Origin of the sequence: Fibrobacter sp. UWB13 (genome assembly GCF_900177805.1) — a bacterium.
Taxonomy (GTDB): Bacteria; Fibrobacterota; Fibrobacteria; order Fibrobacterales; family Fibrobacteraceae; genus Fibrobacter.
In genome coordinates, this window is the sequence record NZ_FXAX01000001.1 from 562,011 (window position 1) to 575,098 (window position 13,088).

Annotated in this window: 9 protein-coding genes; 6 read left to right on the forward strand and 3 right to left on the reverse strand. The window is 48.8% G+C overall.

Going from position 1 to position 13,088, the window contains the following annotated elements; all coding sequences use genetic code 11:
- Positions 1-72 precede the first annotated feature (72 nt).
- Both B9Y77_RS02470 and B9Y77_RS02475 read left to right on the forward strand, forming a co-directional pair.
- Positions 73-2,601, forward strand: a complete 2,529-nt coding sequence (locus B9Y77_RS02470; RefSeq protein ID WP_085490337.1) for a glycoside hydrolase family 94 protein — start codon at positions 73-75, stop codon at positions 2,599-2,601.
- Between the two features lie 206 nt (positions 2,602-2,807).
- Positions 2,808-3,509: a hypothetical protein gene (locus B9Y77_RS02475; protein ID WP_085490338.1), complete on the forward strand. Its 702-nt coding sequence runs from the start codon at positions 2,808-2,810 to the stop codon at positions 3,507-3,509.
- 104 nt (positions 3,510-3,613) lie between these two features.
- Here the strand turns inward: B9Y77_RS02475 and B9Y77_RS02480 are convergent, their stop codons facing one another.
- From B9Y77_RS02480 to B9Y77_RS02490, 3 genes are all read right to left on the reverse strand, one after another.
- Positions 3,614-4,906 (reverse strand): PAS domain-containing protein, encoded by a 1,293-nt coding sequence (locus tag B9Y77_RS02480; RefSeq protein ID WP_085490339.1) that lies wholly within the window; start codon positions 4,904-4,906, stop codon positions 3,614-3,616.
- A 122-nt stretch (positions 4,907-5,028) separates the two neighbouring features.
- Positions 5,029-6,723: a proline--tRNA ligase gene (locus B9Y77_RS02485; protein WP_014545010.1), complete on the reverse strand. Its 1,695-nt coding sequence runs from the start codon at positions 6,721-6,723 to the stop codon at positions 5,029-5,031.
- Between the two features lie 78 nt (positions 6,724-6,801).
- Positions 6,802-7,758: a hypothetical protein gene (locus tag B9Y77_RS02490; RefSeq protein ID WP_139829240.1), complete on the reverse strand. Its 957-nt coding sequence runs from the start codon at positions 7,756-7,758 to the stop codon at positions 6,802-6,804.
- Positions 7,759-7,925: 167 nt separating this feature from the next.
- Here B9Y77_RS02490 and B9Y77_RS02495 point away from each other — a divergent pair, with 167 nt between their 5' ends.
- The 4 genes from B9Y77_RS02495 to B9Y77_RS02510 all read left to right on the forward strand — a co-directional run bounded on the left by B9Y77_RS02495 (position 7,926) and on the right by B9Y77_RS02510 (position 12,976).
- The gene (locus B9Y77_RS02495; protein ID WP_085491419.1) at positions 7,926-9,044 is read left to right on the forward strand and encodes a DUF2914 domain-containing protein; all 1,119 of its coding nucleotides are present in this window, start codon (positions 7,926-7,928) and stop codon (positions 9,042-9,044) included.
- Between the two features lie 73 nt (positions 9,045-9,117).
- Complete coding sequence (locus tag B9Y77_RS02500) at positions 9,118-10,437, forward strand: FKBP-type peptidyl-prolyl cis-trans isomerase N-terminal domain-containing protein (RefSeq protein WP_085490341.1); 1,320 nt, start codon at positions 9,118-9,120, stop codon at positions 10,435-10,437.
- Positions 10,438-10,601: 164 nt separating this feature from the next.
- Positions 10,602-12,503, forward strand: a complete 1,902-nt coding sequence (gene mnmG, locus B9Y77_RS02505; protein WP_085490342.1) for a tRNA uridine-5-carboxymethylaminomethyl(34) synthesis enzyme MnmG — start codon at positions 10,602-10,604, stop codon at positions 12,501-12,503.
- A 164-nt stretch (positions 12,504-12,667) separates the two neighbouring features.
- A complete protein-coding gene (locus B9Y77_RS02510; RefSeq protein ID WP_014545014.1) occupies positions 12,668-12,976 on the forward strand; it encodes a hypothetical protein in 309 nt (102 codons plus the stop codon).
- Positions 12,977-13,088: the final 112 nt, after the last annotated feature.

The following is a 13,088-nucleotide window of genomic DNA, read 5'->3' on the forward strand; positions in this document are numbered from 1 at the left end:
AGATTCACAATTCCGGATTCCTAATTCCTACTTCCGAATTTAACTAACCCCCCCCTCTCTAACGGAGATAAAATGGCTACAAAAACAGTGAAGAAGAGCGCTGCAAAGAAGGCCCCGGCAAAGAAGACCGCTAAGGTCGCTGCCCCGAAGTATGGTTACTTTGATGACGCTGCAAAAGAATACGTGCTCACCACCCCGGCAACCCCGATCAAGTGGTGCAACTACGTCGGTACTCTCAATTTCGGCGGTATCGTCGATACGACCGGCGGCACTCTCGTTTGCAAAGGCGACCCGGCTCTCAACCGTATCACCAAGTACATTGCACAGATGCCGTGCTCTGACTTCAAGGCCAGCACTATCTACATCCGTATCAAGGATGGCAAGAGCTACAAGATTTTCTCCCCGTTCTACGTTCCGACTTTGACCAAAATGGACAAGTGGGAATGCCACGTGGGTCTTTCCTACATGCGTTGGATTGCCGAAGCTTTCGGTCTCCGCGTGCAGGTCACGATTTTCGTTCCGACGGGCTCCAACACTCTCCTCCAGGACATCCAGGTGACGAACATTGCCGGTGGCGCTAAGGAAGTGGACATCATCCCGGTTTATGAATTCAGCCACTTCGAAGCTGAAAAGCAGCTCACGAACGCCGACTGGGTTCCGCAGACCATGACCCTCAAGGGCCACTGGGAAAAGGACGGCCACGTCGTTTTGGAACAGTACGCTTACATGAAGCGTGACTACGCTGTGAACTACGTTACTGCTGACTGCAAGGTTGGTTCCTTCGATGGTGACCGCCGCGTATTCCTCGGCCATAACGAAATGGGTTCTTGGGCAAATCCGCTCAGCCTCCAGAACAAGGAACTTGCTAACAGCGAATGCGACCGTGGCGACAACATTGCCGCTCTCATGATCCACGCTGGCAAGATCGCTGCCAAGAAGACTTTCCGTACCTGCACCCAGCTCGGTCAGGAACAGAGCCTCAAGGTTGCAGCTAAGGCTATCAAGAAGTACCGCGATCTCAAGAACGTGGACAAGGCTTTCGAAGAACTCGCAAAGTTCTGGGAAAACTACCTCTCCACGATCCAGGTCAAGACCCCGGATGCTTCCTTCAACACGATGGTAAACGTGCACAACCCGCGTCAGTGCCACACCACCAAGAACTGGAGCCGCTACTTGTCCCTCTATCAGTTGGGCTACGGCACCAGCCGCGGTATCGGTTACCGTGACTCTACTCAGGACCTCATGGGCGTTATGAGCCACATGCCTGAAGAAGCTCTCGTTCTTACGAAGAACCTCATCTCCGTGCAGCGTCCGGAAGGTAACGCTATGCATCAGTACGCTCCGCTCGCTCTTGCTGAAGACACGGGTAACGAAGCTAACGCCGGTGACTCCCGCGAAAAGGCTGGCGTCCTTGATGCCGATGGCAATCCGATGTATGCCGACTGGTACGGCGATGACCATCTCTGGATCGTCCTCACTGTCGCTTCCTACCTCAAGGAAACCGGCAAGATGGAACTCCTCAACGAAAAGCAGCCGTTCTACGTTCCTGGCAAGAAGCGTGGCGAACGTCCGGAAGGCACGATTCTCGAACACTTGAAGCGCGCTCTCCAGTTCACTCGTGAACACCTCGGTCAGCACAATTTGCCGCTCCTCGGCTTCGCTGACTGGAACGACTGCATGAACCTCCCGCTCGGTGCTGAATCTACGTTCAACACTGCTTTGTACGCAAAGGCTTTGCTCGAAATGATGGGCATTGAAGAAGCTCTCGGCGACAAGGAAGCCGTTGAAATGTACAAGGGCTGGTACGAAGATGTCAAGAAGGCATTCAACGATAGCGCTTGGGACGGCAAGTGGTGGACTCGTTGGTTTGACAAGGACGGCAACGGTTACGGTGTTTCTTCTGCCAAGTACGGCAAGATTTACTGCAACGGTCAGTCCTGGCCGGTCATCTCCGGCATTGCTTTCGGCGACCGCGCTGTGCAGGGTATGGACAGCTTGAACAAGCTCCTCAACACCAAGTACGGTGTGAAGAGCTCTACTCCGGGTTACCGTGGCTTTGAACCGGCTGTCGGTGGCATCTCCACCTATCCTCCTGGAGCAAAGGAAAACGGCGGTATCTTCCTCCACACGAACCCGTGGGTGATGATCGCCGAAACGATCCTCGGCCGTGGCGATAACGCTTTCCAGTACTACAACCAGATTAATCCGGCTTCCAAGAATGACATCCTCGACGTGTTCGAATCTGAACCGTACTGCTATCCGCAGAACATCCTCGGTGACGAACACAAGCAGTTCGGTATGGGCCGTAACGCATGGCTCTCCGGTACTTCTACTTGGACGTACCAGGCTGCAACGCAGTTCATCCTCGGTATCCGCGCAAGCTTCACCGGTCTCGTCGTTGATCCTTGCATCCCGAGCGCATGGGATGGCTTCGAAGCTACCCGTAAGTTCCGTGGTGCTACCTACCAGATCTCCGTGAAGAACCCGGATCACATCTGCAAGGGTGTCGCAAAGATGGTCGTTGACGGTCAGGAAATTGATTCCAACGTCGCCCCGATCTTTACGAAGGGTGTGCACAAGGTCGAAGTCACCTTGGGTTAAGAAACTCATATAGCCGTCGCGATAGTTCGTCAATCTCGCCCTCACGTAGGAAACTACGCTACGGGCGATCTTTCCTGCTCTCGCTAGGCTCTCTGCGTTTCTTGAAACGATAATTCGGTTCTAATCCAAATTTGGGATTTAAGGTCCGCTTCTTGTGAAGCGGACTTTTTGTTTAAGTAATACCTTTTTAGGTTATATTTAACATCATGAATTATATGTTATTGAAAGTTTTGTTGGGCTTGGCTGTTTTATTTTTTACGGTTGGCTGTGCAACGCATCCGCCTTCAGCGGTTGCTTTCATGACAACCAAAAAGCAGACAACATCTCAAGATACTCTTAAAACAAATGTTCAAGCAGGAATTAGTCTTTTAACGTTGGGCTCGATAAATGTCGAACAAACAAACAACAACCATAGTCTCAATGACGAACTGAATGCAGCTTTTACTATACAAGCAAGTTTAAGATATGGTTATCTGGCTTATGGTTTTGGGTTTCAAATGCAATGTCCTTTTGGATACGTCGGTTTTGCATCCGAGCACTTTGGAACAATGCTTTGGTCCAATATATTCCCTCTATTGTCTCTTTTTGAATGGATGGGGGATAAAAATTCCAATATATTCAGCGAAAAATTTGGTTTCGGAGCGAGCGTCATTGAGCAAATCAAATTGGGCAAAGAAAGAACTTTAGGATTGACCCAACATTTTTCAAGAACTCTTGCTCCATTTACGGAGTATCGGGGTGTTTACCCATCAAGCCGTTTCGGTAGTTCATACTACTATGAATTTGGCGGAGGGGTGTACTTTTCATTCCCATTAAGCAATCAAACTGTAGGCATAGAAACTCGCTATAGTCGAAATTACACCTATAAGGCAGACCAATTGTCACTAATGGTGGATTTTATAATTTAATCCAAATTCGGAATTTTAGACGCCAGTCTCTCACGAGGCTGGTGTTTTTTATAAAAAATTCCATTGCTTTGCAATGGAATTGTGAATTTATACTTAAAGAAGTTTTATCCCGAAATTCGCATGTAGACGCAAAGTACACGGCTCACGGTATAGCCGGACTTGAGGAGCGATTTAAGCATGGGGACCACGTTGATGGTGCAAATCAAATCGCTATCGTCAAATTTGCCCTTCCAGCTTTTGGGCGAGCCGTTGTCAAAAACGTCCTTGATCATGGAATCGTAATAGGGGAGGAACTTGACGGAGATGACATCTTTCAAAGATTGATTGACAACTTCGTCTGTTTTGGCAAATCCAGAGTCTGTGGCAAAGGCGTTGTTGCATCCAAGAATGGTAAAGTTGCGGTCGACCCAGAAAATACCGATGTTCGGGAAATTGAATAGTGAATTTATTAGAGATTCTTCAATGCCGCTCTTCATGAGGAACGGAATTTCAGGTGAGGTTTCGACGCGGCGGGCAGAACCCATCATCACGATGCGGTCTTCGTCATCAGGGGCGAGGTGACCGCGGAAGTCGTACCACACGAGGTTCTTTTCACTGTTCCAGCAACGGATTTTGAGAGTGCCGAATCGTGCGTTTTCGTTGGCAAGGCGGTTGAGCTGGCTCAGTTCGTCAAGCAGGTGCCCTTTGTCATCATAAGCGGCTTCGCCACCAGCTTTCATCATGCATTCGTTCATCACACGTTCGAGCAACTTGAAGTCATCTTCTGGCATGAGCGATTCAATATCGACAACACCGCCAGAACGGGGTACGTCGCGGTAGTCATCGTCCATCATTGGCGTGAGCAAAAAGAGCTGGCGGCTTTCAAAATCGAATTTCCACAGGAAGTCGCCGGTATTGCGGAGCAAAGATTTGAGCTTTGTTTCGGCTTCATCCAGGCGATGCTGGTTTTCAACGGTGTTTGAAATGTTTTTAATCAAGCAAATATAACGCGATTCGTCCATTGAAAGGCGCTTGTGTTGGCATCGCATTTCAAACCAAAGCATCGTACCGTCGTCGCGTTTGTACGAGAACATGAAAGGCATTTCGGGGTGCTTATCAATATCGTCAAAGTACAATTTTAGGCGAGCCCAGTCTTTGGGTGGCAGAATGTCTCGGAATAGGCGGTCCTTGCTCAAGTTGTCAAAGAGCGGGTCTGACATGAACTGCGGAAGCGAACTGATAAATTCGAATTTGTCAGACAGTACAACGATGAACTCACCAAGGTTGCCCGAGAAAAGCGTATAAAGCCTTTGCCTTTTCCAATAATCGAGCAACAGCAAAATGGTGACAATCAATAAAAGTAAGAGCACGGTGCAGACATAGCACCAGCCCACAGACCAGTCAATAGAGTTCATCATACGTTTATAAGATAATCAATTTTACAGGGATGGGGCAATAGAGCAAAGAAAAAAGCCTGCTCGTAAAGCAGGCTTGCAATTTTTAAAAAAGGAGATTCCCGCTCAAGGCGGGAATGACACGTTTACTCAGCGAAGTATTCCTTCGCCTTGGCGATGACGTCTTCGACCTTGACCATGGTGAACTGCTTTTCGTTGCGGAACTTCCATTCAACTTCGCCGTTTGCGAGGCCCTTCTTGCCGATGGCGATACGCACCGGAGAACCCCAGAGGTCAGCGTCCTTGAACTTCACGCCCGGACGTTCGTCGCGGTCGTCCACGAGCACGTCAATGCCTGCGGCTTCGAGTTCCTTTTCGAACTTTTCAGCGAGTTCCATGAGTTCGGCTTCCTTGCCGATGGGGACGATTTCCACCTGGAACGGAGCGATGGACTTGGGCCAAATCGGTCCGAAGTCATCGTGGCTGTTTTCCACGACGGATGCCATCAAGCGGCCCACGCCGATGCCGTAGCAGCCCATGATCGCCGGAGCAGTCGTCTTTTCGGCGGTGAGGAACTTGGCGCCCATGGATTCAGAGAACTTGGTACCGAGCTTGAAGATGTTACCCATTTCGATACCGCGGGTTTCCGTGAGGAGTTCACCGCAGCAGGGGCACTTGCAGACTTCGGAAGCTTCGGCAATGTCGGCCACTTCGAATTTCGGGAAGTCGCGCTTCGGGTTGCAATGCTTGAAGTGGAAGCCTTCTTCGTTTGCGCCCGTGACGAGATCGAAGGAATCTGCGATGGCTTCGTCCACGATGATGCGGGTGTCGTGAGAATTGATCGGGGATGCAAAGCCCGGAACCATGCCGCAAGATTTGATGAGACTGTCTTCTGCCGGATAGAGTTCCTTGGCCTTCAAGAGGTTGTGGAGCTTGATTTCGGAAACGTCGAGGTTACCCGGAACCACGACCGTGATGAGCTTGCCTTCGAAGTCGAAGAACACGCACTTGGCTGTCGATTCGGCCGGAACATTCAGGAACTTGGTGATTTCTTCGATGCTTTCGCTGTTCGGAGTAGCGACCTTTTCGAGAGCGGCATTTTCGTCGCCCTTGAACGGCACGCGCTGGAACTTCGCGATTTCGCGGTTGGCCTGGTAGCCGCACTTCTTACAGAGAATCAAGTAGTCTTCGCCGTTCGGAGTATCGAGCATGAATTCGTGAGCGACTTTACCGCCCATGATACCTGTATCGCTCTGCACCACCACCGGTTCAATGCCCACACGACGGTAGATGCGGAGATAGGCGTCGTATTCTTCCTGGTAGTGACGGTCGAGGTCTTCCTGGCTGGTGTGGAAGCTGTAAGCATCCTTCATCAAGAATTCGCGGACACGGATAAGGCCGCCACGGGCACGGGCTTCGTCACGGTACTTGGTCTTGAACTGGTAGAGCATCACCGGCAGCTGCTTGTAGCTGTTGAGCACGTAGCGCACGAGGTCGGTCATGGCTTCTTCGTGCGTCATGGCGAGCACCATGTTGTGGTTGTTGCGGTCCTTGAAGCGGAGGAGTTCTTCGCCAATAGCCTGATAACGACCAGATTCGCTCCAGAGTTCAGCGGTCTGCACCACCGGCAAGTCCACTTCGATACCGCCAATCTTGTTCATTTCTTCGCGGATGATGTTTACGATCTTCTGGATGACACGGTAACCAATCGGCATCATGGAATAGATACCGGTAGAAACGGGCTTGATGTAGCCGCCGCGCATAAGGAAGATGTGGGAGGGCATGGTGGCATCGCTCGGCGTTTCGCGGAGCGTGACGTAAAAGTACTTGGAGAGTTTCATCGTTAATGACCTTTTAAAATTTTACGGCGTAAATGTAGCTAAAAAGCCATTACCGGACAAGCGCTCTCCAAATCAAAACTAATTGAAAACTTGCACTCGGCGAGTCTCTGAACCCACCTTAACCCAATAGGTGCCCGGCGCCATGATGGCGATATTCGTTGAACCATTGACGCGCCCTTTTTGGATTGTTTGTCCCTTGGAATTGAATACGGAAAACACATTCGGTTCCGAACTGAAAATTTGAATTTGCAAGCCCGAAGAATGAATTTTGATTTGCGAAACAGATTTGCTTGGTCCTTTTAAATCCAATGTTTCGTTATCACTTTTCGAAACGAATTTTATGGTATGGTCGAATTCTTCTCCATTTATATTTATTCTTGCAGCAAGCTTGTATTCACCTTCAGGAAACATCGTTGTTTGAATAGTAATGTTTCCACCGCAGAAACGCACAATTTCATTTTCATCACATGTCATTTGTTTTTCAGTCTGGATGGTGTCGCCTGAAGTATTGAGTATGCTGTAATAAACTTCAGTTGCCTTGAATGGGTATTCATAAGGCGGATCGGGAATAACAGTCTTTTTCGTGTAGTAGCAGTGCGGACGAAGATCTTCATCGGTTAAATTACCGGATACACCCCAAAGGTCATCTTCGTAGTATTCTTCATCGGGAATGTAATAGAGTGCATTAATATTGGTGTTTTCGAAATCAAAAAAATCTGCAAGTAGTTTGACGTCAAAAGCCATTAATGTATCAGCGCCGATTTTACTGAAACCAATAGGGTGTTCCAAAGCTTTGTCTTCTTTGCAATAAAACAGTACTGAGGTCGGCAAGTTTGCCTTGTCCCAACTGTACGAATACCAACCAGGATATTCTTCGTCTTTCTGCATGGCTTGTAAGTTTACGTCGTTATTGATTACAAGTCCGACTCCTGATTCAATCCAACAACTGTCATTTGGAATTAAGAAATGAACAGTAAATGTTTCTGCGGATAATAAAGTCGCTAACCCCAAAAGCAACAAAACAAATTTTTTCATGAATTTCTCCTTTTTTGATAACATTTATAATTTAGCTTGTTTTAGATGATGAAGCGCTTTTTAGAGTAATTTTGCTTTTCCCACTTTAATTTTTTGTTGCATGCGTTGCATATAGGATCCCCACATGCTCCATGACAGGTTCTCCTATAATTTTGTATCTTACGGTCATGGAATTTTTAAACCATTTGTGGGAAAAAGCCGCGGTACAAAAAATCGAAAAGTTCATTCCGGCGATTGCATTTTTGGGCGGGTTCAGCTGGGACTCGATGACCATTGGGCATAAAGTTTATGGAAGAGACTTAATTTTGTTGTCGTTCTATTATCTAGTGGCTCTCGTTTCGATTTATTTTATTGCGACAAAAAGTGTAATCAATGAAGATGATGAACTCGACGACTTTCCATCATTTTTCAGTAGAGTTTTAAATCGTGAATGGCCGTCTTCTTGGGTTGACCGATTGACTTGGGCTGTGCAGTTTTGTTTTGGGAACCTTTATAGCGCACTTGTCATTTGCTATTTCAAAAGCTCAGGTTCCATCGCGTCTTTTACCATCGTTTTATTCCTAGTTGCGCTTCTTGTCGGTAACGAATTCTTGAAACAGAAATATGAAAAATTTGGAGTAAGTCTTGCGTTCTTTTGTCTACTTGGGACGATGTTTTTCAATTTTTTAATTCCGCACTTGGTTCATGAGATGGGGACGTTTTGGTTCTTTTTCAGCACGATAGTTTCGGTCTCCATCTGTTATTTACTTTGGTTTAAATCAAAGCATGAAAAACGGAATCTCATAGCACCCATAACGATTAGTCTGGTCCTTTCCATAGCGTATTTAGCCAACTGGATTCCTCCTGTTCCGCTAATCGTGAAACAACAAATTGTCTGTAAAAATTTTGACAACGAAACGTACTCGTGCGATGCCGATAGACTCAATTTTTGGCAACGCAATGGTTTTGCTCAGTCGACTATTCACAAAGAAGATGGCGATGAAATTTACTTCATGTCCTCAGTTTACGGCCCGGCAGAACTCAAAGCACCTGTTGAATTTCGCTGGTACTACAAAGAACCCTCCACAGGAAAGTTTAAATTGACGGACAAGATTTCTTCGAGCCGAATGGTTATTCGGGGTGGGCGAGAGGCTGGTTATCGAAGTTATTCCAAAAAGAAAAATATCCCCGCAGGGGCATACCGTGTGGAAACGGCTTACAAGGATGGGGCTGTTATCGGTTCAACTTCGTTCAAAGTACTCGAAGGAACGCCTAAAAAAGGTTTTGTCCGTGATTCCCTACGCTAAAAATATGTATATTAACACGCGAAAATAGGAATGGGTGCATTCCTAATGATTTTTTGACTTAGGAGTCTAAAAAATGAAACTGAAAAAGATTGCTCTTGGTGCAGCCGCCCTTGCCTTGGTTGCTTGTGGCGAAGCCCAAAAACCGATTGCTAAAGCAGCTGCTATCGCTCCAGATTCTGCAGATGACCAGAAATTCGCCTACATGCTTGGTGCCCAGTTCGGCCTTCAGAATTTTGCCAATCTTCCTTGGCAGTCTGGTGAAGGCATCGACGAAGATGCTACTGTTCAGGGTTTCCGTGATGGTCTTGCAAACTTGAAAGACACGAGCGCAAAGCTTCAGCTCCCTCAGGATACACTTGCTTCTGTTAGCAAACAAATCCAGAATGCAATGCGTGAACGCTATTTCAAGACGCAACCGGATTCTACCGCCAAGGATTTGAGTGACGAACAGCGCCGCGCTCTTGTTGATTCGCTCCGCAAGGCTTTACCGGTCACTCCGGCTCCTGCTGTTGCTAACGCTAATGTAAAACTCACTTTGGATGCTTCTTTGCAGCAGAAGTTCTCCTACCTCGTCGGTGTTCAGTTTGGTAACCAGTTCTATAGCATTGGTCGCCAGTTCCAGACGGATTTCGATGGAGAATACTTTGTGCTCGGTATTCGCGATGCTGGCAAGCGCGTTCGCGACACGACATTCAAGATGGTTCTTTCGGATGACTCTTTGAAGGCTGTCGGCGATCGCTACAACGAAAAGCTGAAGACAATCCGTGAAGAAATGACCAAGAAGCAGCAGGCTGAAGAAGAAAAGCTCAAGGCCGAAGTCGCTTCCCTCCGTGGTGATACGCTTGCAAACGGCATGCCTGCTAAGATGAACTTCAGCGTGAAGGCTTCCGGTATTACGGTGAAGGGCGAAGACTTGAGCGCTTTTGCTGGCAAGCCGCTCCTCATGTTCTACTTCTCTGCAACTTGCGGTCACTGCGCACATGCCGCTCCGCAGATTCTCGAAATCGCAAAGGAATTTGCTCAGAAGGGTCTCACGACTGTTTCTATTGCTAGCGGTGGAAACAACAAACCGGGTATCCGTCGCTTTATCGACGATGCCAAGTTCGATGAAACGATTAGCGTCGTTTGGGATGAATCTCGCCAGTTCGGTGAACTTTACAGCGATGGCTACGTTCCGAAGGTCTATCTCGTGAATCCGGATGGCTCTTACAAGCAGTATGCTGCCTTCGAAAAGGAAAAGGATGACCTGAAGAAGGAAATCGCAGAACTCCTCAACGGCAAGAACGTTGAATGGAAGATCGAAGTCAAGAAGCCGGCTGCTGATTCCGCCAAGGCTCCTGAAACAAAGCAGGAAACCAAGAAGGACGCCAAGTCCGCTAAGGCAAAGAAGTAAGCCAAATTTTCTTGTGCCGGGCGTTGTTCCGGTATAGCCTTTGAACGCATCTCGTAACGCGGGATGCGTTCTTTTTGTAGTGCGTTTTTATATAGCCGAAAGCCCTATAAATTTCTAAATTGCGTGAAAAATCGCATATCGCCTGAATCGCAAAAGAAAAGTCTATGATTATCGCAGAATTTGATGTTGTCGTCGTCGGTGGTGGTCACGCCGGTATTGAAGCTACGCATGCCGCATGGAAGATTGGTGTCAAAACCGCCATGCTCACGATGGATTTGAATGCTATCGGCAGAATGTCGTGCAACCCAGCAGTCGGTGGCGTTGCTAAAGGCCAAATTGTTCGCGACATCGATGCTCTCGGTGGTCTCATGGGGCTTTTGACGGACAAGGCTGGCATCCAGTTCCGCATGCTCAACATGAGCAAGGGTCCTGCCGTATGGGGACCGCGTGCACAATGCGATATGAAGTATTACAGCGAAGTTGCCCGCGAGACGATGGAAAGCTTGCCGGGACTCACGCTGATTCAAGGCGAACTTGCATCGTTTGAACGTATGAACGACGGTCGATTGGAACTCACGCTTTTGAATGGCGACCGCTATATCACACGTGCGATTGTGGTGACGAGCGGAACATTCCTTGCCTCCAAGATGTTCACCGGGCTTGAAACGAGCATCGGTGGGCGAGTGGGCGAGCCGAGTGCAGACAAACTCTCGGAATGTTTGGCAAAGAACGGCATCCGTCTGCGCCGCCTAAAAACAGGCACGCCGAGCCGCTTGGATCCGGATTCTATCGACTTTAACGAGTGCGATGTGCAACATGGCGACGAGCATCCGTGGCCGATGAGCGACCGCCATTTTGATGGTGCCACTCCCGACAAGTTCTGGGGTGACCAAATTAACAAGTTTATCCGCAACGATTGCGTCTGCTGGATTACGCGCACGAACATCAAGACGCACGATATTTTGCGCAGCGGCTTCAAGGATAGCCCGATGTTCAGCGGCCGTATCCACGGCAAAGGCCCGCGTTACTGCCCAAGTATCGAAGATAAAATCAACCGTTTCGGCGACCGCGACGGGCACCAGCTGTTCCTCGAACCGGAACAGGCTGACATCGGGCGTGTGTACATCAACGGTTTCAGCTCGAGTTTGCCGGCAGACATCCAGCTTGCTGCCATCCACACGATTCCGGGCCTTACCCGCGCGAAAGTGCTCCAGATCGGTTACGCTGTGGAATATGATTCTGTCGATGCAACGCAGCTATACCCGACGTTCGAATGCAAGAACGTTCCGGGACTCTATTTTGCGGGCCAGGTCTGCGGCACAAGCGGTTACGAAGAAGCCGCAGGTCAGGGTCTTATGGCAGGCATCAACGCCGCTCTCAAGGTCAAGGGCGAGGAACCGTTCATTCTCGGGCGCTCCGAAAGCTATCTCGGCGTGATGGTCGATGACCTTGTGAACATTTTGCTCGATGAACCGTACCGCATGTTCACTAGCCGTGCGGAATACCGTCTGTTCCTCCGCAGCGACAATGCCGAAATGCGCCTCAAGGAAAAGGCCCGCAAGATTGGCATGATCAGCGACCGCGATTGGGAAGACTGGACTCGCCGCCGTGACCTCATGGCTAGCCTCAAAACACAATTTACAGAAACGTCCGCAATGCCGGAAGAAGCAAATACGATTCTTGAAGCGGGCGGTCAGGCTCTCGCCTCCGAACGCACCCGCTGGATCAACGTGCTCCGCCGTCCGGGAATCGATCCCGAAACGTTCTTCAAGGTGGCTGCACCGGATGCTAAAATTACGCGCCGTGACCAGTGGTACATGTATGCCGAAGAACTCTATGCCGGGTTCTTTGACCGCCAGGAACGCGAAATTGACGACCAGAAGAAGATGGAAAAGGTCAAGCTCTCGCCGGACTTCGATTACATGTCCATTACGGCCATCAGCATTGAAAGCCGCCAGCGCCTCAACGCCCACAAGCCGCTAACGCTTGGACAGGCTAGCCGCGTGCCTGGAGTGCGCCCCGCCGACATCACCGTCCTCGCGCATTGGATTGAATCTAGAACCTAGTCAATAGTCATTGGTCAATAGTTGATGATGCCTCAAAAGGTACGGCAATTTGGCTAACGACTACTGACTAATAACTAAGGACCATAGCGTGTTCACTTGCAATTTCATAGTTTTTTACTATCTTTGCGCCCGTCAACTTAAACAATTTTCCAAGAGGTATATATATGGCAGAAGAAGCAGAAGTCAAATCCACAGAAGAAGTTAAGCCTCAGGAAACAAAATCCCAAGAAAAATCTCAAGTAAAGAAGGCTCCGTCCAAGAAAAAGCGCCCGTTCAACGGCAAGCGCAAGGGTGGTGCTCCTGCTGCTGCAAAGAAGCCGGCTGTCTTTAGTGATTCCCTGGAAGATCGTTTCCCCAACCTTGCTGCAAAGCTCAAGAAGTCCATCGAAGATGGTATCAAGCAGAAAATCAAGGACGCTCAGAACGATCCGAAGGTCAAGGCCGCCTCTAAGAAATTTGCTAAGGACAAGTAATCTTACTTCTCATAATCTTTTGAAAATGCTCCGCACTGCGGGGCATTTTTGCTTTTAGAAAAAGCGTGGCAAAGCCCCAAGTTAGTTGCCAAATACATCTCCAATAGTTAAT